The sequence below is a fragment of the Novosphingobium capsulatum NBRC 12533 genome (assembly GCF_001598375.1).
Taxonomy (GTDB): domain Bacteria; phylum Pseudomonadota; class Alphaproteobacteria; order Sphingomonadales; family Sphingomonadaceae; genus Novosphingobium; species Novosphingobium capsulatum.
In genome coordinates this window covers 357,005-381,181 of sequence record NZ_BCYV01000007.1, presented here as the reverse complement: position 1 = coordinate 381,181, position 24,177 = coordinate 357,005, and the positions used below count along the sequence as shown (strand labels likewise).

Annotated in this window: 21 protein-coding genes; 14 read left to right on the top strand and 7 right to left on the bottom strand. The window is 67.2% G+C overall.

Annotation, left to right across the window (positions count from 1 at the left end):
• On the bottom strand, positions 1-472 hold a 472-nt coding region (locus tag SCA01S_RS06990), incomplete at its 3' end, for a cytochrome ubiquinol oxidase subunit I (protein ID WP_174544785.1).
• 349 nt (positions 473-821) lie between these two features.
• Here SCA01S_RS06990 and SCA01S_RS06985 point away from each other — a divergent pair.
• Together SCA01S_RS06985 and SCA01S_RS06980 are read left to right on the top strand one after the other, a co-directional pair.
• Positions 822-2,399, top strand: coding sequence for an ATP-binding cassette domain-containing protein (locus SCA01S_RS06985; protein WP_062784336.1), 1,578 nt, complete (start codon positions 822-824; stop codon positions 2,397-2,399).
• Positions 2,396-3,967, top strand: coding sequence for an ATP-binding cassette domain-containing protein (locus SCA01S_RS06980; protein WP_062784266.1), 1,572 nt, complete (start codon positions 2,396-2,398; stop codon positions 3,965-3,967). The genes SCA01S_RS06985 and SCA01S_RS06980 overlap by 4 nt, the downstream gene beginning before the upstream one ends.
• Positions 3,968-3,969: 2 nt before the next feature.
• On the opposite strand, the gene SCA01S_RS06975 is transcribed toward SCA01S_RS06980, so the two are convergent.
• The 3 genes from SCA01S_RS06975 to SCA01S_RS06965 all read right to left on the bottom strand — a co-directional run bounded on the left by SCA01S_RS06975 (position 3,970) and on the right by SCA01S_RS06965 (position 7,409).
• Positions 3,970-4,398 (bottom strand): hypothetical protein, encoded by a 429-nt coding sequence (locus tag SCA01S_RS06975; protein WP_062784264.1) that lies wholly within the window; start codon positions 4,396-4,398, stop codon positions 3,970-3,972.
• Between the two features lie 86 nt (positions 4,399-4,484).
• Complete coding sequence (locus SCA01S_RS06970) at positions 4,485-4,829, bottom strand: ArsR/SmtB family transcription factor (RefSeq protein ID WP_062784262.1); 345 nt, start codon at positions 4,827-4,829, stop codon at positions 4,485-4,487.
• 153 nt (positions 4,830-4,982) lie between these two features.
• Entirely contained in the window at positions 4,983-7,409 is a 2,427-nt protein-coding gene (locus tag SCA01S_RS06965) for a TonB-dependent receptor (protein ID WP_062784334.1), read from the bottom strand.
• Between the two features lie 179 nt (positions 7,410-7,588).
• On the opposite strand from SCA01S_RS06965, the gene SCA01S_RS06960 reads away from it, so the two are divergent.
• Positions 7,589-9,253: a sensor histidine kinase gene (locus tag SCA01S_RS06960; RefSeq protein WP_167542869.1), complete on the top strand. Its 1,665-nt coding sequence runs from the start codon at positions 7,589-7,591 to the stop codon at positions 9,251-9,253.
• The gene (locus SCA01S_RS06955; RefSeq protein ID WP_062784258.1) at positions 9,250-9,888 is read left to right on the top strand and encodes a response regulator; all 639 of its coding nucleotides are present in this window, start codon (positions 9,250-9,252) and stop codon (positions 9,886-9,888) included. The genes SCA01S_RS06960 and SCA01S_RS06955 overlap by 4 nt, the downstream gene beginning before the upstream one ends.
• Positions 9,889-10,049: 161 nt before the next feature.
• On the opposite strand, the gene SCA01S_RS06950 is transcribed toward SCA01S_RS06955, so the two are convergent.
• Both SCA01S_RS06950 and SCA01S_RS06945 read right to left on the bottom strand, forming a co-directional pair.
• Positions 10,050-12,203 (bottom strand): response regulator, encoded by a 2,154-nt coding sequence (locus SCA01S_RS06950; protein WP_084390826.1) that lies wholly within the window; start codon positions 12,201-12,203, stop codon positions 10,050-10,052.
• A 145-nt stretch (positions 12,204-12,348) separates the two neighbouring features.
• Positions 12,349-13,047, bottom strand: coding sequence for a polyamine aminopropyltransferase (locus tag SCA01S_RS06945; protein ID WP_062784330.1), 699 nt, complete (start codon positions 13,045-13,047; stop codon positions 12,349-12,351).
• Positions 13,048-13,312: 265 nt separating this feature from the next.
• Here SCA01S_RS06945 and SCA01S_RS06940 point away from each other — a divergent pair, with 265 nt between their 5' ends.
• The 5 genes from SCA01S_RS06940 to SCA01S_RS22115 all read left to right on the top strand — a co-directional run bounded on the left by SCA01S_RS06940 (position 13,313) and on the right by SCA01S_RS22115 (position 19,340).
• A complete protein-coding gene (locus tag SCA01S_RS06940; protein ID WP_062784256.1) occupies positions 13,313-14,320 on the top strand; it encodes an MBL fold metallo-hydrolase in 1,008 nt (335 codons plus the stop codon).
• A 288-nt stretch (positions 14,321-14,608) separates the two neighbouring features.
• Positions 14,609-15,811: an AAA family ATPase gene (locus tag SCA01S_RS06935; RefSeq protein ID WP_028658115.1), complete on the top strand. Its 1,203-nt coding sequence runs from the start codon at positions 14,609-14,611 to the stop codon at positions 15,809-15,811.
• Positions 15,812-15,875: 64 nt separating this feature from the next.
• Positions 15,876-17,054, top strand: coding sequence for a ParB/RepB/Spo0J family partition protein (locus SCA01S_RS06930; RefSeq protein ID WP_062784254.1), 1,179 nt, complete (start codon positions 15,876-15,878; stop codon positions 17,052-17,054).
• A 283-nt stretch (positions 17,055-17,337) separates the two neighbouring features.
• Positions 17,338-18,597 carry a replication initiator protein A gene (locus tag SCA01S_RS06925; RefSeq protein ID WP_062784252.1) on the top strand — a complete coding sequence of 420 codons (1,260 nt, stop codon included), beginning with the start codon at positions 17,338-17,340 and terminating at the stop codon, positions 18,595-18,597.
• A 551-nt stretch (positions 18,598-19,148) separates the two neighbouring features.
• On the top strand, positions 19,149-19,340 hold the full coding sequence (locus SCA01S_RS22115) for a hypothetical protein (RefSeq protein WP_157088875.1): 192 nt from the start codon (positions 19,149-19,151) through the stop codon (positions 19,338-19,340).
• 346 nt (positions 19,341-19,686) lie between these two features.
• Here SCA01S_RS22115 and SCA01S_RS06920 read toward each other — a convergent pair whose 3' ends face one another.
• Positions 19,687-19,992, bottom strand: a complete 306-nt coding sequence (locus SCA01S_RS06920) for a copper resistance protein CopC (protein ID WP_245652477.1) — start codon at positions 19,990-19,992, stop codon at positions 19,687-19,689.
• 232 nt (positions 19,993-20,224) lie between these two features.
• On the opposite strand from SCA01S_RS06920, the gene SCA01S_RS06915 reads away from it, so the two are divergent.
• Genes SCA01S_RS06915 through SCA01S_RS06895 form a run of 5 tightly spaced genes read left to right on the top strand, consistent with a single transcriptional unit; the run spans position 20,225 to position 24,176 of the window.
• On the top strand, positions 20,225-20,530 hold the full coding sequence (locus SCA01S_RS06915) for a hypothetical protein (RefSeq protein ID WP_062784250.1): 306 nt from the start codon (positions 20,225-20,227) through the stop codon (positions 20,528-20,530).
• Positions 20,530-20,988: a periplasmic heavy metal sensor gene (locus SCA01S_RS06910; protein WP_062784248.1), complete on the top strand. Its 459-nt coding sequence runs from the start codon at positions 20,530-20,532 to the stop codon at positions 20,986-20,988. The genes SCA01S_RS06915 and SCA01S_RS06910 overlap by 1 nt, the downstream gene beginning before the upstream one ends.
• Before the next feature lie 14 nt (positions 20,989-21,002).
• Positions 21,003-21,581: an RNA polymerase sigma factor gene (locus SCA01S_RS06905; protein ID WP_062784246.1), complete on the top strand. Its 579-nt coding sequence runs from the start codon at positions 21,003-21,005 to the stop codon at positions 21,579-21,581.
• Between the two features lie 4 nt (positions 21,582-21,585).
• Positions 21,586-23,370, top strand: coding sequence for a copper resistance system multicopper oxidase (locus SCA01S_RS06900; protein ID WP_245652476.1), 1,785 nt, complete (start codon positions 21,586-21,588; stop codon positions 23,368-23,370).
• Entirely contained in the window at positions 23,367-24,176 is an 810-nt protein-coding gene (locus tag SCA01S_RS06895; protein WP_062784242.1) for a copper resistance protein B, read from the top strand. The genes SCA01S_RS06900 and SCA01S_RS06895 overlap by 4 nt, the downstream gene beginning before the upstream one ends.
• Position 24,177: the final 1 nt, after the last annotated feature.

Genomic DNA, 24,177 nt, shown 5'->3' with positions numbered 1-24,177 from the left:
CCCCCACCGGGTTCTGCATCCAGCCATTGGCGATCAGGATCCACAGCGCCGAAAGATTGGTGCCCAGCGCCACCATGAACGTGACCGCCAGATGCTGGCGCCGGCTGAGGCGGTCCCAGCCGAAGAACATCACCCCCACCATGGTCGCTTCGAGGAAGAAGGCCATCAGCCCTTCGATCGCCAGCGGCGCGCCGAAGATATCGCCGACATAGTGGGCATAATAGGCCCAGTTGGTGCCGAACTCGAATTCCATGGTCAGGCCGGTGGCCACGCCCAGGACAAAGTTGATGCCGAACAGCTTGCCCCAGAAGCGCGTGATGATGCGCCAGATCGGCCGCTTGGTGATCACATAGATGCTCTCCATGATCACCAGCATGAACGACAGGCCAAGCGTCAATGGCACGAACAGGAAATGGTACATGGCCGTCAGCGCGAACTGAAGGCGGGATAATTCGATGACTGCCATGTCCATGGCCGCGTTCCCTCTGCTATGGCTCCCCGTCGGGCCCTGCCGATCGGCGGCAGGCCACACGATCGGGAGAAGCCCTGCCAAAAGCGCGACAGGGGCACGCCACCGCCCTTAGCCCCCGCTGCGCCGCAGCATTTTGACGGCGATCAATCCAGCGCCGGTTTAATTGGCGCAAACGCCGATTACGAAAAGGAAAACCGGGTGAAACGCGGGTTTCCTCGAATCGATTACCGTTTATATCACGATTTCCTGTTATAAGAAGATGGACAGATTGTCTCACAAGGCCGCACCTGCCCGCGATTCCCGCCCGGCGACCCGCCCTCCGCGCAGCCTGCGCCCCACCGCCTGGTGGATGGCGGAAAGCGCCGGCGCGATTCCCCTGGCCGCGGGCCTGGCCTGGGCGGTGGCGTCGCGCGCCGATGGCGCGCTGCCGGCCTGGCCGGCCGCCACACTGCTGCTCGCGGGTGGCGCCTGGCGCGCCCTGGCGCTGGCCCGCGCGCGGCTGACCGGGCAGGCCGCTGCGACGCGGTTCCAAGACGGCCTGCGCCAGCGGCTGTGGCCGGCGCTACTGCCCAGCCGCACCGCGCGCGCGGCGCTGGTGGGTGAAGACGTGCACCTGGCGGTCGATACCGTCGATCGCACCGAAGGGCTGGTCGCGCGGTTCCTGCCGTTGCGCGGGGCCAGCGCGCTGGGGCCGCTGCTGATCGCCCTGGCCGTCGCGCCGGCCAGCTGGGTTTCGGCCGCCATCATGCTGGCCACGCTGGTGCCCTTCGTGTTCGGGCTGATTCTGGCCGGGGGCATGGCGGCACGCCGCGCGCAGGCGCAGCATCGCGCGCTGGAGCGTGCCTCGGGCCTGTTCGTCGATCGCATCGCCCATCTGCCGCTGATCCTGGCATCCGGCGCGGAAGAGCGCATCGGTCGGCAACTGGCCATGGCGACGCAGGATGTGGCGCGGCGCACGATGGGCGTGCTGGCAGTGGCCTTTGCCTCCAACGCCATTCTCGAATTCTTCGCGGCGCTCTGCGTGGCGCTGGTCGCGGTCTATTGCGGCTTTGCCCTGCTCGGCCTGCTGCCGTTTCCCGCGCCCGAGCATCTCACCCTGGCGCGGGCGTTCTATACCCTGGCGCTGGCGCCCGAATTCTACCTTGGCATGCGGCGCCTGGCGGCCGCCTATCACGACAAGCAGACCGGCGAGGCCGCATTAGCGGCGATCGACCAGGCGCTGGCCCATGCCGCGCCGATCGTGGAACGGCCAGCGCAACCGGCAACGGCAACGCCGCGCCACCTGCACGGCGCGGGTGTGGTGATCGCCTATCCCGATGGCACGCGGATCGGCCCGCTCACCTGGGATTGGCGTGGCCCTGGCCTTCATGCCGTGACCGGCGCCACCGGCAGCGGCAAATCCTCGCTCTTGCTCGCCTTAATCGGGCAGGCTCCGCTGGCCGAAGGGCAGATAGTGGCAGACGGGGCACCCTGGCCTGGCGACGCGGCCAATGCCCTGATCGGCTGGGCCGGGCAGGCGGTATCACTGCTGCCTGGCACCCTGGCGAGCAACCTGCACCTGGCGCAGCCCGGCGCGCAACGCGATGATGCCGCATTGGTCGACCTGCTGACGCAGCTTGGCCTGGGCCCGATGCTGGCGCGGCGCGGAGGCCTTGCCATGGCTATCGATCATCGCGGTGCCGGGCTTTCCGGCGGAGAGCGGCGGCGCATTGGCCTCGCCCGCGCGATCCTGTCGGGCCGGCCGATCCTGCTGCTGGACGAACCCACCGCCGATCTTGACCCCGCCAGCGCGGCGGCGGTGCGCGCCATTCTCGCCCGCTGCGCGCAAGACCGACTGGTGGTGGCCGCCACCCACGATGCCGATCTGGCCGCCCTGGCACAGACCTGCTGCGCGGTTGACGCGCCCGCTGCCAGGAACGCGGCATGATCGCCCTGCTGCAAGCGCCGCTCGCCCGCCAGCGCAGGGTGTTGCGCGCGGCGATGGCCTGCGCGATCGTGGCGGCGCTCGCCGGGGTGGGCCTGCTCGCCACGGCTGGCTGGTTCCTGGCGGGCGCGGCGCTGGCGGGTTTGGGCGGGCCAGCGGCGGTCACCGGGTTCAACTATCTTTTGCCCAGCGCGGGCATTCGCGCCGCCGCGATCGGCCGCACTGCCAGCCGCTATGGCGAACGCATGCTGGGCCACCGCGCCGCGCTATTTGCCCTGGCAGAAGTGCGCGCCGGCCTGTTTGCCCGCATTGCACAGGCGGCGCTTTCCGGGCGCGAGGCCGGGCGCAGCGGGGAAATGGCGGCGCGCTTTGGCCGCGATGTCGATCTGCTGGAAGACGCCGCGATCCGCCGTGTCTCCCGCGTAGGGGCGTGGGCGGCCGCAATCGTCGCGTTGGCCTGCGCGCTGGCGCTGGGCGTGGCGGCGCTGATCGTGCTGGCCGCGGGCCTGGCAGCCATGCGCGTAGCCGGCCCGGCGATGGCCACGCGCCTGTTGCCCGCGCGCCAGGCCGAGCGCGCCCGCGCCCATGCCGCACTGGCCGCCGATTATGCCGAAATGGCCGCACCGGCGATCGATATCGCCGTCTATGGCCTGGCCCCCGCCCTGGCCGAGGCGCTGCACGAGCGCGCCACTGCGCAATGCCGCGCCCACCATGCCGTGGCCCAGGCCGAAGCCTGGCTTGCCGCCGTGCAGGCGCTGATCGCGGCGGTGACGCTGGCGGCGATCGTGCTGGTGGCGCAAGGCACCGCGCCGCTGCTGGCCCTCGCCCTCCTGGCGGCCATGGCCGCGCTGGAGCCGTGGAGCGCGGTTGCCGCGCACGATGCCAACGCGCCCGATACCCGCCTGGCGCAGGAACGCCTGGAACAGGCCGGCGCCACCCTGGCCACGGCGCAGCCCGCGCCAGTGCTGGCGGCGCGGCCCGCGCTGACCATTGCCGGCACCACCCTGGCCCCCGGCGCGCGGGTGCTGATCGCCGGGCCATCGGGCGCGGGCAAGACGCGGCTGGTCGAAACGCTGGCTGGCCTGCGCGATGATGCGCCACAGGCGCTGGCGATCGACGGATACGATCCGCGCGACCTGGGCCTGGCGGCGGTGCGCCCCGCCATTGCGCTGATGCCCCAGTCAGCGCCGCTGATTGCCGGCACCGTGGCCGATAATCTCGCCCTGGCGCGGCCCGGCATCGATCGCGCGGCCATGGAAGCAGCCCTGCACGTGGCCTGCGCCGATGACGTCTTGGCCGCCCTGCCCCACGGCCTTGACCAGTGGCTGGGCGGCGATGGTGCGCGCCTGTCGGGCGGGCAGCGCCGGCGCATTGCCCTGGCGCGGGCGCTGCTGTCAGGCCGCCCCTGGCTCGTGCTCGACGAGCCGAGCGAGGGGCTGGACCTGGCGACCGAGGCGCTGCTGCACCAGCGCCTGGCCGCCTGGCTGGATCAGACCGGCACCGGCCTGCTGCTGGTCAGCCATCGCCCGGCGATGGCCAGCCTGGCGCAACAGGCCATTGCGCTCGGCTGACCTTACCAGCCACGCCCGCCCCAGCCGCCGCCTTGATGGGCCGAGGCGTTGATCCAGCCTTCGATGCGGTCATAGCGCATGGCGATGCGGTTGACCGAGCGCCAGTCACCCTCGCCGCATTCATTGCGCTGGCGCCCTTCGAGATCGTCGATCGCATCGTGGATGCGGCCGGCCTGGCGCGGATCGATATCGCCTTCGTCCACCTCGTGGCGCAGGCGCGCTTCCAGCCCATGGGCGCGCTGGCCCGAACAGATGAAGGCCATGCGGCGGCCCTGCCAGTCGCCACCGCCGCCGTAATAGCCGCCGCCATAGCCCTGCCCCCCATAGCCCTGGTTATATCCGCCCCAGGCCTGGGCCTGGGCGGTTTGCGCGGCCGTGCCGCCAATGGTCAGCGCGGCGGCCATGATGGCGGCAATGCGAATGGTCTTCATCTTGTGTCTCCCACCTCGGGTCTTGTCGTCCCGGAAGACACGCTATGACGCGGCCGCTGCCGCAAACTTGAACTGGCTGTCGTCTCTCATTCAGAATGTTGCTGGGCAGAATGTTGCTGGCTGATCGCGCCAGCTTCGCACATCACGCACATCGCGTGGATCAGGCCCGAAACCACCGGGTCCTTCAGGCTGTACCAGCGCACCTGCGCCTCGCTGCGCACGGCGACGACGTCTTCGCCGCGCAGCAGCGCCAGGTGCTGCGATACGCCCGATTGCGACAGCCCGGTCAGCGCCACCAGTTCGGTCACGCTCACCTCGCCCTCATCCATCCGGCACAGCATCAGCAGCCGCTCGGGATGGCTCATCACCTTGAGACGGCCGGCCATGTGCGCGGCATTGGCCTTGAGCTGGGAAAGATCGGTCGGTTTCATCGCACCTCCCGAAATAGGGCAAACCGCCCGCACGGCAAGACACCGCCGGAATTTGGCGCGATTCTGCCCAAACGGGCTGGAAAACGGGCAAAAAAAAGCGGGCAGTCCACGGTGGAACTGCCCGCCCAGTGAGGGCTCGGAATTTCGTTGTGATCAGAAGCTGATGGCGATCTCGCCGCCAAAGGTGCGGGGCGGGTTGAAGTTGCCATAATCGCCCAGCACCGCATCGTTGGCGCCCGAACGGCGATAGATGTAGGTGGTGTTGAACAGGTTGCGGCTCCAGGCCGAGAACGTCGCCTTGGCGCTGCCATTGAGCGGCACCGAGGCCAGCGCGATGCGGCCGTTGACCACGAAGCTGGAGTCGGTCTTCACCGATTCGTTCTGGAAGCTGTACTGCGGATCGGCATAGTTGGCATCGAGGTGCACGCGCAGTTCGCTGCCATTGGCATTGACCGGCAGGGCATAGTCGATCGCGCCCGACGCCGCGTTGGCCGGCGTATAGACCACATAGACCTGATAGAGCTGGTTGTTGAGGAACGGGTTCGCCGTCGCCGGAACGTGGGTATAGGTATAGGCGTAAGAGGCGCTCAGCGTCAGGCCCTCGGCTGCCTGCACCGTCAGGTCGGCTTCCACGCCGCGAATGCGCGAGGTGCCCGGCGCGTTGCGGGTTTCCTCGGTGTGGAGGTTGAACGTCGGGTTGGGCAGGCCATTGTCGAGATAGGGCCGCGTATCGACGTTGTCGAAATCGGTCTGGGTGCCGGTGCGGTCCATCATATAGCCGGCCAGGTTCAGGCGCACGCGGTGGTCCATCAGGTCCATCTTGGTGCCGATTTCATAGGCCTTGACCGCTTCGGGACCGAACGACGCAAAGGTCTGCGAACGGTCGTTGGCGCCACCGGCGCGATAGCCGGTCGAATACTTGGCATAGGCGTGGATGTTATCGGTCAGGTCGTAGGCCGCCACGATCAGCGGATCGAACCGGCTGACGCTTTCGTGGAACTGATAGTTGGTCGCCGCGCCCTGCACGAGATAGAGCGTGCCATCGCGCTTGTCGTGGGTATAGCGGCCGCCCACGGTCAGGTGCAGCTTGTCGCCCAGCGCATCGGGAGTGAACGTCGCCTGGCCAAACGCGGCATAGCTCTTGGCAAAGGCCTGGCTGGCGCGCTGCAGGAACTGCTGCCCGATCGCCCAGCCCTGGTTGGACGAAGTGACGGGGCCAACCACGGTTTCGCTGTTGATGGTATAGCCGGTGCCATCGACGTTCCAGGTGTTGGACGAGGGCGTCGATGCCTGTTCCTGGGCGCGTTCGTTGAAGTAATAGGCGCCCAGCACGTAATCCACCTGCGGCAGGCTGCCGACGAGCTGAAGCTCCTGGCTGAACTGGCGCTGGTTGAGGTACGAGAGGCTGTAGCGCGAGAAGCCGGTGTTGGGGGCAAAGATCGTGCGCGCGGCGCCGCCCGAGTTGTCCCACTGCTCGGTCGAAACCGTGCGCCATGCCGTGATCGAGCGCAGCTGCATGTGCGGCGCCACGTCATAGTTGAGGTGCAGCGAGGTGCCTTGCGTGCGATCGACGCTGGGCTGCTGCGGCACGCCGATCGGCGCCACCTTGACCCGGTTGTCACCGGTGGGCGTCATCAGCGACGAAAGCGGCGCGATGCAGGCAGAGCAGGCCGTGCTGGTGCCGGGCGCCACCAGGATATACTTGCCGTTGCCATTGGGGTTCTGGATGTACTGGCCAACCGTGCGCCCCTGCGGGTTGTAGTTGATCAGCTGGCTGTAGTTCGGGGTGTTTTCGTCCTTGGCCTTGTCATAGGAAACCACGGCCGAAAAACCGGGCATCGGCGTCCACTTGGCCGAGATGCGCCCACCGGTGCGATCATACTGGTTCCAGCCGGCCTGGCCCGCCAGCGGGTTCTTCACTGTGGGGTCCTGATGCTGCTGCACGCCGTCGATCTTGATGGCGATGTTGTTGAATTCCGGCAGGTCCAGGTGGCCTTCCACGCTGTGGCTGCCGAAATTGCCCACGCCCGCGGCAAAGCGGCCGTCGAACTGGCCGGTCGGGTCCTTGGTCACGATGCTGACCGCGCCGCCTTCGGTGTTGCGGCCAAACAGCGTGCCCTGCGGGCCTTTCAGCACTTCGATGCGCTGCACGTCGAACAGCGCGGCGTTGAGGCCCTGCGAGCGGGCGAGATAGACGCCGTCGATATAGACGCCAACGCCAGTGTCGCGCGCGGTCTGGTTCTGGTCGAACGGCACGATGCCGCGAATGCCCACGGTCAGCGCCGACTGGCGCGCTTCGAACGTGGCGACGCGCAAGGACGGTACGCCGCCATCGGCGAGGTCGATCAGGCTCTGCACGTGGCGGTCCTTGATGAGCTGGTCGCTCACCACCGAGATCGCCACCGGGGTCTTTTGCAGGTTGGTCTCGCGCTTGGTTGCGGTGACCACGATTTCAGAGAGGCGCGAACCGCTATCGGCGCTGGCCGATGCATCGGGCGCGGCTTCAGCGGCTGCGGGCGCAGCGGCCGGTGCTTCGGCAGCATGCGCCACACCGGCGTTGAGCCAGGCAAGCACCATCATCGACGAGGCCAGGGCGGCCTTGGGGTAAGTCACTGTGCACTCCTCCGCAACGAGTCTGTATCTTTCGTTACGGGGCCAGTACCCATCGATAATTGCACTTGTGTGACAGACCATCACATTCACGCCGCGCCCCGACCACCGGCTTTGAACCGCGCAGCGATCGTGGCATGGAGGCCGCCATGACCGGGGCCACATCACCACACCATGGCATGAATGCCGCCGGCGTGCGCTCGCGCTCCGGGCTGTTCCTGGCCGCGATTCGGGCGTTGATCGCGTGCCTGTTCACGCTGTGGCTGTGGATCGCGCCGCCCCATGCCGTGCTCGGCGGCACGCAACCGGCGTTCCTGTTCGAAGGCTATCTGGTCTTTGCCCTGGTCATGCTGGCCATCGCCTGGCGCAGCTGGTGGTTCGAATTTCGCCTCGGCGGCTTGGCCTTTTTCATCGATGCGCTGACCATGCTGATCGGGCTCGCCGCAACCGAGGCGGTGACCTTCGATTTCTTCAGCGCGTTCATGACGTTCTACGCGTTCCTCACGCTCACCTCGCTGGCGCGCTGGAGCCGGCGCAACGCCATGCTGGCAGCCGTGGGGCTGGCGCTGTGTTTTCTCGTGGCCGGGCTGGCGGTCGATTGGGCCGGCGTGCCGATCGATACCACCAAGTTCCTGCGACGGCTGAGTACGCTGGGCGTGCTGTCGCTGCTGCTCGCCTGGTTCGTCCAGGGGCGGCAGCGCCCCGCCCTGCCGCGCCATGACCCGGCGGATTCGCTGCCTGGGAACGCGGGCGACGACGCCGTGCTGCCGGCCCAGGTCCTGGCCTATGCCATGGGCCTGTGCCAGGCGCAGGGTGGCCTCCTGGCCTGGGCCGCCACGGCAGAACCACATCCCCGCGTCCATGCCGCCGGCGGCGCGGCGCGGCCTGCCGCCATCCCACCCCTGCCCCCGCCGCAGGCCACGCCGATGCTGTTCGATCGCACGCGCGGGCGGGCCTTGTGCCTTACCGCATCAGGCCGCCTGGTGGCGCGCAGCCACCCCGAGTGGCCCGCCCTGGTGATGGCCGGCCCGGAAGACGAAGGCCTCTCGATCCCGCTGTCCGGGCGCACCGGGCGCGGGCAGCTCGTGCTCTATGGCATGCCCGGCCTCAATGCCGATGACCTGTTCCTCGCCCAGGCCCTCGCCCGCGAAGTGGCCGCCGCGCTGGACGACGAGGAAGCCCGCGCCCTCGCCCGCGAAGTGGCCATGGCCCGCCTGCGCGGCCAGATCGCCACCGACCTGCACGACAGCGTGGTGCAGACGCTGGCCGGCGCGCGCTTTCGCCTGGAAGCACTGCGGCTGGACCAGGGGGAAAACCCGGCCACGCCCGCAAGCCACGCCATTGCCGAAATCTGCGAGAGCATCGCGGGCGAGCAGGACCACGTGCGCGCGATCATCGCGCAGTTGCGGCACGGGCAGATCCTGCCCGGCCAGCGCGATATCCATGCCGAAATCGCCGCACTCGCCCTTCAGCTTGCGCGCCACTGGCACGTGGCCATCTCGCCCACGCCAGCGCCCGCCCCGCTGCCGGTATCCACCGCGCTGGTCTATGAATGCCAGCACCTGGTGCGCGAGGGCGTGGCCAATGCCGTGCGCCATGGCCAGGCGCGCAGCATCACCATCGATCTGGCCGAACGCTATGGCGCGCTGTGCCTGGCGATCGGCGATGATGGCAAGGGTTTTGCCGGGCCGTCGCCCCATGCCCTACCCGCCTCGCTCGCCACGCGCGCCGCCGCGCTGGGCGGTTCATTTGCGCTGGAAACGCGTGCCGGCCGCACTTGCTTGCTTTTCACCCTGCCGCTGGACCTGTCATGACCCGCATTCTCGTTGCCGACGATCACGCCTTCCTGCGCGCCGGGCTGGAACAGGTGCTGGGCCGCCTGGGGCACGAGATCGTCGCCTCGGTCGGTGATGGCGCGGCCGCGCTTGCCGCCATTGCCCAGACCCGGCCCGATCTGGCGATCGTCGATCTGCGCATGCCCGCGCCCGATGGCGTGGGCGTTCTCTCCGCGCTGCGCGATGCCGGCGACGCCTTGCCCGTGCTGATCCTGGCGGCCGAACTCGACGATGCCAGCCTGGTGGCGGCAGTGCAACGCGGGGTCAATGCCATCGTCCTCAAGCATGCCCCGCCCGGCGCACTGCAAGCAGCAATCACCGCCGTCATGGCCGGAGAGCGCGCCATTGCCATGGACCTGATGGAGCGCGCCTTTGCCGCCGCCACGCGCCCTGCGGCCACGGGCGAAGACGCCATGGCCGCCTTGTCCGATCGCGACCGCCAGATTGCCGAGGGCGTCGCCGCCGGCCTGCGCAACCGCGACATCGCCGATAGCCTGGGCGTGACCGAAGGCACGGTAAAGATCAACCTCCACCGCCTCTATGACCGCCTGGGCGTGGCCAACCGCACCGAACTGGCGCTGCTGGTCAAGACCGGCGCCCACCCGCGCCCGTGATCTGGCGCGCGTGGGCAAATGCTGAAGTTCTGGCGTTTTGCACAAGTAAAAAGCGGGACCCCGGATCAAGTCCGGGGTGACGAGAAAATATAGGTAACGTAAAAACTTATCGTCACCCCGGACTTGATCCGGGGTCCCGCTTGATAACACCCGCCCACGCCTCAGCCGTCCTCACGCCCAGTCAGCATCGTGCGCACGCGCTGTTCCAGATCGCCCACGGCAAAGGGCTTGGTCAGGATCTGCATCCCCGGCTCCAGATGGCCACTGCCGATGATCGCGTTCTCGGCATAGCCGGTAATGAACAGCACCGGCGTGGCGGGCCGGTGGCTGCGCGCGGCGTCGACCATCTGGCGGCCGTTCATGCCGCCGGGCAGGCCCACGTCGGTCACCAGCATGTCGATCGGCGCATCCGATTGCAGGATCTTGAGCCCCTGCGCGCCGTCTTCGGCTTCCAGCACATGATGGCCCATGTCTTCCAGCGCGGTCACCACCAGCATGCGCACCAGCGGCTCGTCGTCCACCACCAGCACGGTGCCCTGGCCAGGCGCCGGCGCAAGATCGGCGGCCGACATGAAGTGCCCGCTCAGCTCGCCCTGCGCCTGTTCCGCGCCGTAATAGCGCGGCAAGTAGATGCACACCGTGGTGCCGCTACCTTCCTCCGAATAAATCCGCGCGTGGCCGCCCGATTGCTTGGCAAAGCCATAGATCATCGACAGGCCCAGCCCCGTGCCCTGCCCCAGCGGCTTGGTGGTGAAGAACGGATCGAACGCCTTGGCGATGACATCGGCCGACATGCCCACGCCAGTGTCAGAGACGCAAAGCGAGAGATACTGGCCCGGCGGAATTTCATGGGCATCGGCGCTGCGCGCATCGAACCAGCGGTTGGCCGTCTCGATCGTGATGCGGCCGCCATCGGGCATGGCGTCGCGGGCATTGAGGCACAGGTTGAGCAGCGCGTTTTCCAGCTGGCTGGCATCGACCAGCGCGGTCCACAGCCCCGCCGCCCCGACGCATTCCACCGCAATCGCCGGCCCCACCGTGCGCCGCACCAGATCGGCCATGCCGTTGATCAGGTCGTTGATGTCGGTCGGCCGGGGATCGAGCGTCTGGCGCCGCGAAAAGGCCAGCAGGCGATGGGTCAGTGCAGCGGCACGGCGCCCGGCCGCCTGGGCCATGGCCAGATACTTTTCCACCTCGGCAAAGCGGCCTTGGGCGAGGCGCGTGCCGATCATTTCCAGGGAGCCGGAAATGCCCGCCAGCAGATTGTTGAAATCGTGCGCCAAGCCGCCCGTCAGCTGCCCCACCGCTTCCATCTTCTGGGCCTGGCGCAGCTGTTCCTCGGCGTGCATCAGTTCCGCGGTGCGATCGGCCACGCGCTGCTCCAGCGTATCGGTCAGGCGGCGCAATTCGTCGGTCACGCGGTCGCGCTCGGCCTCCACCGCGCGGCGCGCCTCCAGATCGAGCAGCACGCCGGGAAAACGCCGGGCCTGGCCCTGCGCATCAGCTTCCACCCGGCCCACCGCCTCGACCCAGGCATAGCGGCCCTCGTGGCCCCTGACGCGGTATTGGTGGCGATAGTGCCCCAGATCGGCCAGGCATGCGGCAATCGCGGCATCGACACCGGGCTTGTCATCGGGGTGCACGGCCTCGAGCAGGCGATCGATAGTATAGCTCACCGGGTCAGCGCTGGGCGGCAAGCCGAATACGCCGGCAAAGCCTTCGTCCACGGCCACCTGCCCGGTGGGGATGTCCCACATCCAGGTGCCGATGATCGCGCCAGCGGCAAGCGCCAGTTGCACCCGCTGCACGTTATCGCGCGCCAGTGCCTCGCTCCGCCGCAGCGCCGCCTCCTGCGCCTTGCGCGCGGTAATATCGCGGAACAGCACGGAAACCTGGCGATTGCAGGCCGGCCCGACGCGCCGCGCCGATACTTCGATAAAGCGCTCGGCGGTCACGAACTCGCGCTCAAACCGCACCGGCTCGCCGCTGCGCAGCACCTCGCCATAAAGCGCCAGCCAGCCATCGGCCTCGGCCGGGGCAATATCGCGCAGCGTCTTGCCGACAATGCCGGCAATGCCGGTATGGCGCTCGTAGCCGCTGTTGGCCTCGATATGACGATAGTCGCTCATCGGGCCATGCGGGCCATCAAAGAACTCGATGATGCAAAAGCCGTCGTCGATCGCCTCGAACAGCGCCTGGCGGTGGGCATCGGCGGCATCGGCGGCATCGCCCGACACCACGCCGGCCTGCCGCAACCGCAGCACTTCTGCCTCCAGTTCCGCGCGGGAAAGAGTCTCGAGTGCCGGTTGATTCACGGTGTTTCCCTGCTTGCCTGGTGTTGGTCACGACAAGGGCAAGATAGGCCCCCGCCAGCGCAACGCACCGCTGGCGGAAACGTGCCCAACCTTTCGGAAAGAAGGAATTTAATCCGGCAGCTGGATCAGGCCGGGCGCGCTTTCGTCAATCGCGGCGGCAGAACCACAGGCAGTGCTCGTCTTCCTTGGCGCCTTCATAGGCCGGGACGAACTCTACTTCCACGTCAAACCCGGTGTCGCACAGCACACGCGTGAACTGCCCATCGGGATCGGCCGACCAGATCGCCAGGATGCCGCCGGGGCGCAACGCCGCATAGGCCGCGGTCAGGCCCGGCGCGGCATAGAGCCGGTCGTTCTGCTTCTGCACAAAGCCATCGGGGCCATTGTCGACGTCGAGCAGGATCGCATCATAGGCGCCGCGCCCTTGCGCGATCACGTCGTGCACATCGCCCAGCGTCACGCTCACACGCGGATCATCCAGCTTGCCGGCCATGACGTGAGCCAGCGGCCCGCGCGCCCACGTCAGGATTTCGGGCACCAGTTCGGCCACCTGGATGCGCGCCTTGGGGCCCCAGGCATCGAGCGCGGCGCCCAGGGTAAAGCCCATGCCCAGCCCGCCGATCAGCACCGCGGCATCGTGGCGGCCCAGGCGCTGCGCCGTCATCAGCGCTAGCGCCTCTTCTGAAACATGGTCGGTATTGCCCATCAGCTCTTCATCATCGAGCTCGATCGAAAAGCTGTCGCCGCTCTGCAGCAGAAGCAGTTCGCCGCCATCGGGCAGGCGCGCCTTGTCGATAAGGCGGATCGTCTCGTCCCGCACCGGGGCAAGCGTGGTCTGGACCAAGAAATATTCCAATCGCGGCAACGACCCGGCCCGGGGCGAGTGGCAGCACGCAGCCATCCACCGGGGCGAGCATGAGGGGGGAAATGCCACCCCGCAAGAAACAAGGCACGGCACCGACGCAATGCCAGTCCATACCGACTTGGCCCTGCATTGCAATGCCGGGTAATGGCAATCGGGCGCCCGCCCCTGGAAATCGCGGCAGGCCGTTCCCAATTGCCAGGTCCCTTGTCCAACTCCGCCGGTTTCCCCGCCGCGAAAGGGCTTCATGCCGCGCAATCCCTATTATCATGGCCCGGTCAGCGATCATTTCGATGGGCTGCGCTTCCACAACCTGGCCGGCGAGCCGGAAACCGACCGCAGCCTGGGCGATGTGCTGCGCTGGCGGCGCAGCGCGCCGCGCCATGCTTGGCCGCGCCATGTGCCGGTGGTGCCGGCCCATCCCGAAATGGCCGTCGCCGGCCTGCGCGTGACCATGATTGGCCATGCCACGGTGCTGATCCAGGTCGACGGGCTCAACATCCTGACCGATCCGGTGTGGTCACCGCGCGCCAGTCCGGTCAGCTTTGCCGGCCCGCGCCGCGTTACCGCGCCCGGCGTTGCCCTGGCCGATCTGCCACCGATCCATGCCGTGCTGCTCTCGCACAACCATTATGATCATCTCGACCTGGCCACGCTTAAGGCCCTGCACCGCGCCCACGCGCCGCTGATCATCACGCCGCTGGGCAACGATCGCATCGTGCGCCGCCACATCCGCCACGCACGCCTGGCGCCGCTCGATTGGGAGCAAGCCCACCCGCTCGATGCCGCCGGGCAGGCCCTGGCGCATCTCGTGCCGGCGCTGCACTGGTCCTCCCGCTCGCCACGCGATCGCCGCATGGCGCTGTGGGGCGGGTTCATGATCCAGGCATCGGGGCGCACGATCTATTTCGCGGGCGATACCGGCTATGGCACGGGCGCGATCTTTCGCCAGCTACGCCAGCAGTTTGGCCCGGTCGATTGCGCGCTGCTGCCGATCGGCGCCTATGATCCGCGGTGGTTCATGGCGGCGCAGCATACCAATCCGGCCGAAGCGGTGCAGATCATGCACGATCTCGACGCGCAATGGGCGCTCGGCATCCATTGGGGCACGTTCAAGCTGACCGACGAACCGCGCCATGATCCCCTGCGCCAGCTCGATGCCGCGCTGGCCGCGCAAGGCGTGGCACCGGGCCGGTTTCGCGCGCTCCATCCCGGTGACGCGATCGACATTCCGCCACGCGGGCCGCTGCCGTGATTCTCGCCCAGGCGCCCCGCCGATGCGCCTCCGGGCCGGCAAATTCGACCGTTCGCCAAAAGCTTGCCTGAACGAGCGAGCGCCGGCGCATCCGTTCGATTTTCATAAATAGCTCTTAATATCAGATAGATAAATGGATATCGCAAAAGCATGCCGAACGGCGCCCAAGCCGGTCAAGGGATGCATGCTGCGGTCTTTTTGCGCGCGCGAGAGATTGCCAAGCCACGCGTTGCTCAATTGAATGAAATTTGCTATGCATACCCATCAACAGCTTCAAACGGGCGAATGATGGCTGATAGCAGTGCAATCGTGGGGCAAATCGGCGATCTGGCCCAGGCCGGCGAACGAATGATCGAGCGCCTGCGGCGCAAGGCCTTTCTGCCCGAAAGCCGCAAGGGACTCAACGTGCGCTTTGGCATTGCCGAAGCCGCGCAGCTGATGGGCTGTTCCACCAACCGCATCCGCATGGCCGAGGACGATGGGCGCCTGCCGCCCCCGCCGTCGGGCGACAATGGCCGGCGCATTGGCTATGGCGTGCAGGAAATGCTCCACATGCGCGAAGTGCTGGGCGCCATGCCCACGCGCGGGCCGCACGACGTGCCGGCGATGATCGCGGTGCAGAATTTCAAGGGCGGCGTGGGCAAGTCCACCGTGACCACTCACCTCGCCCACTATTTCGCGGTGCAGGGCTATCGCGTGCTGGTGGTCGATTGCGACAGCCAGGCGACCACCACCACGCTGTTCGGCTTCAACCCGCATTTCAACATCACGCGCGAGGAAACGCTCTACCCCTATCTGTCGATCGACCCGACCCAGGCCGATCTGCTCTATGCGGTCAAGCGCACGCCCTGGCCCAATGTCGATCTGATCCCCTCGAACCTTGAACTGTTCGACGTGGAATACGAACTCGCCGCGGCCGGCGCCGATGGCCAGTCGGTGCTCGCCGCGCGGTTTCGCAAGCTCAAGCAGGGGCTGCTCGATCTGGCCCGCGATTATGACGTGGTGATCCTAGATCCGCCGCCCGCGCTCGGCACGATCTCGCTCGCGGTGATGCAGGCGGCCAATGCCCTGCTCGTGCCGCTGGCGGCCACCACGCCCGATTTCTGCTCCACCGTGCAGTTCCTCTCGATGATGGACCAGGTTATCGCGCAGCTGGTTGAAGCGGGAATTGCCGTGGATTATCAGTTTGTTCGCCTGATCTGTTCCAAGTTTGACGGCAACGATCCCAGCCACGCCATGGTGCGCACGATCATGGAGCAGACCTTTGGGCCGGCGCTCCTGCCCGTTCCCATCCTGGAAAGCGCGGAAATCAGCCACGCCGCCCTGCGCATGATGACGATCTACGAACTGGAAAAGCCGATCGGCACGGCCAAGACGCACAAGCGCTGCCGGGCCAACCTCGACGAAGCGCTGGGCCAGCTCGAACAGCTGGTGCGCGCGGGCTGGGGTCGCGTTGCCCCGGCGCGGGAAGAGGATGTACTTCATGCCTGATCACGCCGCCCGCCGCTGCGCCGCCTCCCTCCCCTCGTTCCCGCCCTTCGCAAGGTTCTAAGCCATGGCGCGCAAGCAATCCGATTACCTCGCCGCGCTGCTGGCGGAAGACGAAGAAACGCCAGACACCACCCCTGCGCCGGTGGTGATCGACAACACGCCCGCGCCGCGTCCCTCGGGCGTGGCGGACGAACCAGCGCCCGTGCCGGGTGCGCAGGCTAAGCCTGCCCCCACGCCGCCTGTGTCCCCTGCCCCAGCCTCCCCACCGCGCCCGGCCGCGCCAGGCCTTGGCCCGTTGCGCGGCACCACGCTGCTCAACCGCGAAAGCGCGCTGGCCCGCGTCGCCAGCGGCGAAGTGCGCCAGGTCACGCAATTGCTGCTCGATCCCGCGCGGGTGCGGGTGTGGGCCGGCAATGCCCGATCCTATGCCCACCTGAGCGAGGAATCGTGCCGCGAACTGATCGATTCGATCATCGCCGAAGGCGGCCAGAAGGTGCCCGCCGTGGTGCGCCGCATCGAAAACGATCCGGCCTATGATTACGAGGTCATCGCCGGCACGCGGCGCCATTGGTCGATCGCCTGGCTGCGCGCCAATTCCTATCCGCAGTTCCAGTTTCTGGCGCAGGTGGCCCAGCTCGATGACGAAGCGGCCTTCCGCCTCGCCGATCTGGAAAACCGTGCACGCAAGGACGTGTCTGACCTGGAACGCGCGCGCAACTATGCCCTCGCGCTCAAGGACCATTACGGCAACCATCTCACGCGGATGGCAGAAAGGCTAAAACTTTCAAAGGGTTGGCTATCAAAGATGCTGCGCGTCGCAACGATCCCCGATGCCATTGTCGCCGCCTTTGCCTCCCCCGCCGATGTCCAGCTCAAGCCCGGCTATGCCCTCGCGCAGGCCCTGGATGACAAGAACGCCCAGGTCGCCATCCTCAAGGAAGCGCGACAACTTGCGCGGGAGCAGGACGCCGCCCGCAGCACTGGCCGGCCGACGGTGCCCTCGCCCGAGGTGCTCAAGCGCCTGCTGGCTGCGCCCACGGCCGGCAACAGCCCATCGGGCCCGCTGTTCAGCTGGGACGCGCCGATGAGCGGCCGCCGCGCCGTGTCGGTGCTGTCGGCCGGGCGCCAGGGCGTGACGCTCAAACTGCACAACGGCACCGGCGCCACCACCGAAGACCTGATCGAAGGAGTGCGCGCCGCGCTCGAAGCGCTCGAAGCCCAAGGCAAGGGCATGCAGCGGTGAGGCCATCGTTTCCCCGTTTCCCCGGGGAAACACCGCCCCCTCCCTGGCACTCCCCTCCCCTGGCGAACGGCGCGCGCGGCGTGCCGTTCGCTGGCGCATGTGTTCTCCCCCGAACATCGCGTGACGCGTTCCCTTCGCCGCCAGTGCACGGCGCGTCGGAGTTCGTGAGCGCCGCCCTCCACACGTTTCATCGCCACCGCATCTTGCCCCGGGCTGGCCCACGCCAGTACCATTTGGCGGTGTTGTCACCCGCCCTTCCCTCCTCCCGTTACTCCGGCATCGCATGACTCGCAGCAAACCTTCCGTCAGCAGCGAACGCTTTGACGTGTTCCTGCCCTACGTGGCCGACATGCCCTTGCGCGATCAGCGCGAGATGATGGAGCGGCCGTTCTTCTCGCTGGCCAAGACCAAGCGCACCAAGCCGATCGATTACACCAGCCCCGATGGCAAGCTGTGGGTCCATGTCTCGGGTAACCCCGACTATGGCATGGCCACGATCTGGGACGCGGATATCCTGATCTATTGCGCCAGCGTTCTGGCTGACATGGTACGGCGCGGGGTCAACGATGTGCCGCGCAAGCTCACCATCATGCCTTATGACCTGCTGCGCGCGATCGGCCGCCCCACCACGGGCCGCGCCTACGAATTGCTTGGCCAGGCGCTCGATCGCCTGGTTGCCACCACGATCAAGACCAACATCCGCGCCGAAAACCGCCGTGAAGCCACCTTCTCGTGGCTCGATGGCTGGACCCAACTGGTGGACGAGCGCACCGAACGCTCCAAAGGCATGACGCTGGAGCTGTCCAATTGGTTCTGGGAAGGCGTGATGATGCAGGGCGGCGTCCTGGCGATCGATCGCGCCTATTTCAACATCACCGGCGGACGCGAGCGCTGGCTCTACAAAGTGGCGCGCAAGCATGCCGGTGGCGCGGGCGAGGAAGGCTTTGCCATTGCCATGCCCACGCTGTTTGAGAAATCCGGGGCAGAAGGCGAATATCGCCGTTTCAAGTTCGAGATTCTCAAGCTGGCGGAAAAGGACGCCCTCCCCGGCTATGCGCTGAGCGTTGAACCGGGCAAGACCGGCGAGCCGCTGCTGCGCATGCGCCGCGTGGACGGCAAGGACGGCGCCGAAGTCGTTTCCCCGGGGAAACGCCCTGCCCCCCTGCCCGCAGCCACTGCCGCGCCTTCACCCGCACCTGCGCCGGCAGCTCCGCCCGTGGCCCACACTGCGCCAGCCAAGCCGGCATCGCGCAATGCGGATCATGTAGCGCCGTCCGCGCCAGCGCCCGTGATCGTCGACGCACGCAGCCTGATCCGCTCGACCATTGCCGGCCTCAGCCACGCCGCCACGCGCGGTTTCATGACCGATGAAACCTTGGCGCACTTGCGCGAGACCTGCCCGGGCTGGGATTTCCAGGCGCTCCATGCCGAGTTCGAACGCTGGGTTTCGGCCGACCCCGCGCGCACCCCGGCCGACTGGCAGCGCGCCTTCATCGGTTGGGCCAAGCGCCACCACGAAAAGCACCGCCACACCCTGCGCTGACCAGCGCCGCCCGCTCCGTGCCTCATGCGCACGGAGCGGGCCTCAGCGCGCCACTACGATCGCACTTTACCTCCACCATCACGAACGACGCTAATCCAGTCTCGGGTAAGCCTGCAGGTGCGTCGGCCTGAGTCGCAGCGATCTGTATGGTTGCCGGCAGACGCTTGATGACAGGGAAGGGGCGGGGAGGGGAGGGTAGCAGTACCAAGGCAACGCCTACCCCCTATGTCACCACCTGCGTCACCCCGGACTTGATCGGGGGTCCAGCTTTCTGCCTTCGCGCGGTTCGTCTTTAGCGACGCGCGGGATAAGCCATCAACACAGCATGACAGCGATGCAAGTGCGGTTCGCGGCATTCGCAAAAGTCGCCAATGCCCCGATGCCGTTCTCGAAAGAACGTGTCGCGTGCTGTTGCACGCAATCGTCGTTCGCGAATTGTCGTGCGCCGATCGTCCCCTCGTCACAACAGTGAAATCATCCACAGCGATTGAACGTTCAAAGCACTGCGTTCCCGAAAAGAAATTCAATCCGCCGCGGTTACCGCCCGCCTGATGGCAAAGATCGACCCTTCGGGAACAGCAAAACGCGTGTTTCGATCCTTTAGGAACGGCCTTTCGATCCATCGGGAACGGGGGATCGATCCTTTGGGAACGATGCTTCGATCCATCGGGAACGGAACGTCGATCTATCAGGAACTGCGCATTGCAGGCGAATCGCGAAACTCTGGCGATTCGCGCGAGTGAGCGCGCCGCTTAACTTGTCTAACGACTCTAAACAGGATCTAACCCGCTAGAAGTGTCTTTTGACGAGTTGAAATGGGGGAAGGGCGCAAGGCTCCACCGCATGTCGATCAAACCTGCGTAAGCCCACGGACTGAACGCATTCATACGGTCAGCGATAGACGCGCGTGCCGAGCCGGAACTGGGCGCTATCAGAATTATCCATTCTTTTTAGAACGATAGCCTGAATTTGAGCCGCGCCGAGCCGCAAACGTATTTCGGCCGGCTTTGCGCGAAAAGGGAGCAAAACCGGCCGAAGTAGGAAATCTCATGTTTTTCAGCGGCTTGAAGAGGCCTTTGCGCCAGTTTCCTATTTCACCGTGAAACTGTAGCTGCCATCGGCACTTTCGCCCGTGCTGGAGCCGGCATGCCAGGTCAGGCGATAGGTGCCGGCCGGCAGGGCGCGGGGGAGGGTAACCTTGAGAGTCTTGCCCTGGTCAGCAAGGGCGGTGGCAAAGCCGGTGACCTTCATCGGTTGGTGGTTTGCCATGCCGGGCATTGCGGTCATCACCAGAGCAAGCGAGGAGGGCGGCACGGCCACCGCCTCGGTAAAGGACAGCGTGATGACCGTTGGCGCGCTGACCACCGCATCAGCCGAGGGACTGGCGGCGGTCAATACCGGTTGGGCAAGAACAGGGGCCGCAGCGCAGAGCGCGGCAAGCGCAAGGGGGAGGGCAGCATGGCGCATGAACATCGACGATCCTTTCGAAACGGGGCTGCCTTCTGATACGCAGCGCTGATCGTCACCCCTTGGCCGATGTGCAAAAAATGTGGCGACGGGATGAGGGACAAGCCACGCCGGTGCGTATGAGGGGGCAGGCAGGGCAAGGACAGGAGAAGCACGGGCGATGGGCAGTGTGGAGGAAGGGCTGGCCGGGCTGCGCCATGCAGCGGCCATGCGGGTAGACGGCGTGGCGGATTGGGCGGCGCTGGAACAGGCGGTGATCGGCGGGCTGCACCGTCACCAGGCGCGCGCGCAGGCACGGCGGCAACTGGCCTGGACCGGGGCGCTGGCGCTGGTGGTGGGACTGGCGGGCGGAGTGGCCCACCAGCCCTGGCATGCCTTTGACACGCGCCATGAGCCGGCCAGGCTGGTGAGCCCGCTGGCCTTGCCCGCACAGGCGCCCTCGGTCGTGCTGATGGGGGCGGGGTGATGGGCGCCCGCCAGATGGTGTTTGTGGCCCTGCTGGCCTTTGCAGCTGCCCTGGCAGGGGTGGGGGTGGGGCGCATGCTGTTTAAGCCCGCACAGCCCGCGGAAAACGCCTTTCACACGCTGATCCACCGCGATCTGGCGCTCGATGCCGGGCAGGAACAGGCCATGGCGCGCCTGGAGGCCGATTATGCCGCCGCGCAGGCCCGTTATGGCGCGCAGATGGCGCAGGATAACCGCGATCTGGCCCAGGCGATCGTTGCCGAGCGCGGCTATGGCCCGCGCGTGGCCGCGGCGGTAGATCGCTCGCATGCGGCCATGGGCATGTTGCAGAAGGAAACCCTGCAGCACCTGTTTGCCATGCGCGCGCTGCTGCGCCCCGATCAGCAGGCGCGGTTCGACCAGGCGATGGTGGCGGCCCTGATGCAATCCCCTGCGCCCAGCGCTTCGCAGCGGCCCTGAGCGGCCGCGCGGCGGTGCGTGATGATCTTCTGGACCAGGCCGATGATGCCGCCCTGGTGCGCGCCGCGCTGGTGGGCGACGAGCAGGCCTATCGCCAGCTCATGGCGCGTCACCGCGCCGTGGTGCATCGCGTGGCCTGGGCGCAGACCGGACAGGCCGATGCCGCGCTCGACGTGACGCAGGATACGTTCATCGCCGCCTTTGCCGCGCTGCGCCGCTATGATCCGGCGCGGCCGCTGGCGGCGTGGCTGGCGCGCATTGCCCTGAACAAGGGGCGCGACTGGCGGCGGCGGCAGGCGGTGCGGCGGCTGTTTCTGGGCTGGCGCGGGCAGGGCGAGGCCGCCGTAGAGCACGTGCCGGACAGCGCACCAGGGCCAGAGCGCGAAGCGGCAGGGCGTGCCGATCTGGCACGCATGACGCGGGCGATCGATACTCTACCGCAACCGCTGCGCGAGGCGATCGTGCTGCATGGCGTGGAAGGGATGCCGCAGCGCGAGGTTGCCATGATGTTGGATGTTAGCGAAAAGACAATTGAAACAAGAGTTTACCGCGCAAGAAAGAAGCTTGCTCAACAGCTTGGTGAAAAGGACTGATAGAGTGGATCGGCGCACGATTTTGGCGGGACTGGCTGGAGCCGGGCTGGGCGGTGTTTTGCCCGATCTGGCACGCGCGCGCACCGCCATGGCTGGCATGATGCCGGGCATGGCCGAGGCGGCGATGGGCGCGCCGGCGACCGCGCTGTCGGGTGATCTGATCGAACTGGTGATCGACCACGCCACGGTGCGCGTAGGCGGGCGCAGCGGCCATGCGATCACTGTCAACGGCACCACGCCGGGCCCGATGATCCGCCTGCGCGAAGGGCAGCAGGTGTGCCTGCGCGTGCACAACCGCCTGGGCGAGGATACCTCGATCCACTGGCACGGCCTGCTGGTGCCGTTCCAGTTCGATGGCGTGCCAGGCATCAGCTATCCCGGCATTGCCCCGGGGCAGAGCTTTGACCACGTGTTTACCGTGCGCCAGGCCGGAACCTATTGGTATCATGGCCACAGCGGCATGCAGGAGGCGATGGGCCTGTTCGGCCCGATCGTGATCGATCCGGCGGTGCCAGCCATTCCTGCGGCGCGCGAGCATGTGATCATGCTGCACGATTGGACCGACGTGCACCCGCACGTGCTGCTCAAGCGGTTGAAACAGCAGGGCGGGTTTTACAACCGGCAGCAGCAGACCCTGGCGGGGTTGCTGGCCGGCCGCGACCAGCCCTTGGGCGAAAGGCTGGACTGGGGCCGCATGCGCATGGACCCGACCGACATCGCCGATGTGACGGGATCGACCTATACCTATTGCATCAACGGGCACGACAGCGCGGGGAACTGGACCGGGGCGTTTGTGCCGGGCGAGGCTGTGCGGCTGCGCGTGATCAATGCGGCGGCGATGACCAATTTCAACCTGCGGTTGCCGGGCGTGCCGATGCGCGTGGTCGCGGCCGACGGGCAGGACGTGGTGCCGGTAGACACCGATGAATTGCAGATCGGTATTGCCGAAACCTATGACGTGATGGTGCAGCCAAAATCCGCGCAACCCATTGCGATCATTGCTGAAGCGATCGACCGATCGGGGCAGTGCCGGGCGACGCTGGCACCGCTGGGCGCGCCTGCGGGCACGGCAGCGCCGATCCCGCCGCTGCGCGCGCGGCCGCTGTTGACCATGCGCGACATGGGCATGGGGGCGATGGACATGACCGGGATGGACATGGCCGCCGGCACGCTGGACCTTTCGGCACCGACGCCGGCGCCGGGGCAGGGCGGGCATACCATGCACGGCGGCCATGGCGGGATGAAGATGCGGGACAAGTCCCTGGCGCCGCCGGGCATGCGCCTGGGGCCGGGGGTGGCGACGCTGTCTGCCGCGCCGGCCGATCGCCTGGCGGACCGGCCCACCGGGCTGGAAGACGTGGACCATCGCGTGCTGACCTATGCCGATCTCAAGGCTGCCGTGCCGCGCCCGCAGGCGCCGCCGACGCGCAACCTGGACGTGCACCTGACGGCCAACATGGAACGCTACATGTGGTCGTTCGACGGGGTGAAGCTGAGCGAAAACCCGGCGCCGCTGGCGTTTCGCGCTGGGGAGCGGGTGCGAGTGACGCTGATCAACGACACGATGATGCCCCATCCCATTCATATCCATGGCCATTTCTTTGACTTGGTGAACGGTGCGGGGGAGGCGGCGCCGCGCAAGCACACCGTCAACGTGCTGCCCGGTGGCAAGGCGAGTTTCGACCTGACCGCCGATGCTTTGGGCGATTGGGCGTTTCACTGCCACATGCTGCTGCATATGCATGCCGGCATGTTTCGCGTGGTGACTGTGCGCGAGCAGGCGGCATGAGCCGGCGCGGTCTGGCCATCGCGCTGGCTGTCGTGTTGGGCGGCGCCGGCGTGGCGCGGGCGCAGGATGCTGCTGCGCCGCCGCTGCCGAGCGACCATGCCGCCGATGCCCTGTTCGATCCGCAGGCGATGGCGCGCGCGCGGGCGGCCCTGGTGCACGAGAACGGCGGCATGGCGGTGAGCCAGGTGATGATCGACCAGTTGGAAGCGCGGGGTGGGGGCGATTATGCCTGGGAAGCCAAGGGCTGGTGGGGCGGGGACAGCGACCGCCTGGCGCTGGAATCGCGCGGGGAAGGGGCCTTTGCCGGGCGGGTGGACCGCGCCGAAGTGCAGGCAGGCTGGCTGCACGCGCTGGACCCGTGGTTCAACCTGCGCGCCGGGGTGCGGCAGGATCTGGACCGGGGCGTGCTGGGTACGGGCCAGCGGCGCACCCATGCCGCGCTGACGATCGAAGGGCTGGCGCCCTATTGGTTCGACGTGGAAGCATCGGTTTTCCTGTCGACGCGGGGCGAGCTGACCGGCCGGGCCGAGGCCAGCTATGACCAGCGCATTACCCAGCGCCTGGTGTTGCAGCCGCGCGTGGAAATGGATTGGGCGGCGCAAGGCATGCCCGATCTGGGCGAGGGCGCGGGGATCAACCGCATCGAGAGCGGGCTGCGCATGCGCTATGAAATCAAGCGCAATTTTGCGCCCTATGTGGGTCTGGGTTGGGAACGCAGCCTGGGCGGCAGCGCGCGCGCGGCGCGTTCGGTGGGAGAGCGCGCCAGCGCCGTGCGCGCGCTGGCCGGAGTGCGCTTGTGGTGGTGAG

Bases quoted from the DNA above. Each gene is read 5' to 3' on its own strand.
- SCA01S_RS06910 (WP_062784248.1), top strand. From the start codon at position 20,530: ATGGGCGCCCGCCAGATGGTGTTTGTGGCCCTGCTGGCCTTTGCAGCT.
- SCA01S_RS06980 (WP_062784266.1), top strand. From the start codon at position 2,396: ATGATCGCCCTGCTGCAAGCGCCGCTCGCCCGCCAGCGCAGGGTGTTG.
- SCA01S_RS06975 (WP_062784264.1), bottom strand. From the start codon at position 4,398: ATGAAGACCATTCGCATTGCCGCCATCATGGCCGCCGCGCTGACCATT.
- SCA01S_RS06970 (WP_062784262.1), bottom strand. From the start codon at position 4,829: ATGAAACCGACCGATCTTTCCCAGCTCAAGGCCAATGCCGCGCACATG.
- SCA01S_RS06930 (WP_062784254.1), top strand. From the start codon at position 15,876: ATGGCGCGCAAGCAATCCGATTACCTCGCCGCGCTGCTGGCGGAAGAC.
- SCA01S_RS06960 (WP_167542869.1), top strand. From the start codon at position 7,589: ATGACCGGGGCCACATCACCACACCATGGCATGAATGCCGCCGGCGTG.
- SCA01S_RS06985 (WP_062784336.1), top strand. From the start codon at position 822: ATGGCGGAAAGCGCCGGCGCGATTCCCCTGGCCGCGGGCCTGGCCTGG.
- SCA01S_RS06925 (WP_062784252.1), top strand. From the start codon at position 17,338: ATGACTCGCAGCAAACCTTCCGTCAGCAGCGAACGCTTTGACGTGTTC.
- SCA01S_RS22115 (WP_157088875.1), top strand. From the start codon at position 19,149: ATGGCAAAGATCGACCCTTCGGGAACAGCAAAACGCGTGTTTCGATCC.
- SCA01S_RS06955 (WP_062784258.1), top strand. From the start codon at position 9,250: ATGACCCGCATTCTCGTTGCCGACGATCACGCCTTCCTGCGCGCCGGG.
- SCA01S_RS06895 (WP_062784242.1), top strand. From the start codon at position 23,367: ATGAGCCGGCGCGGTCTGGCCATCGCGCTGGCTGTCGTGTTGGGCGGC.
- SCA01S_RS06965 (WP_062784334.1), bottom strand. From the start codon at position 7,409: ATGATGGTGCTTGCCTGGCTCAACGCCGGTGTGGCGCATGCTGCCGAA.
- SCA01S_RS06935 (WP_028658115.1), top strand. From the start codon at position 14,609: ATGGCTGATAGCAGTGCAATCGTGGGGCAAATCGGCGATCTGGCCCAG.
- SCA01S_RS06915 (WP_062784250.1), top strand. From the start codon at position 20,225: ATGGGCAGTGTGGAGGAAGGGCTGGCCGGGCTGCGCCATGCAGCGGCC.
- SCA01S_RS06940 (WP_062784256.1), top strand. From the start codon at position 13,313: ATGCCGCGCAATCCCTATTATCATGGCCCGGTCAGCGATCATTTCGAT.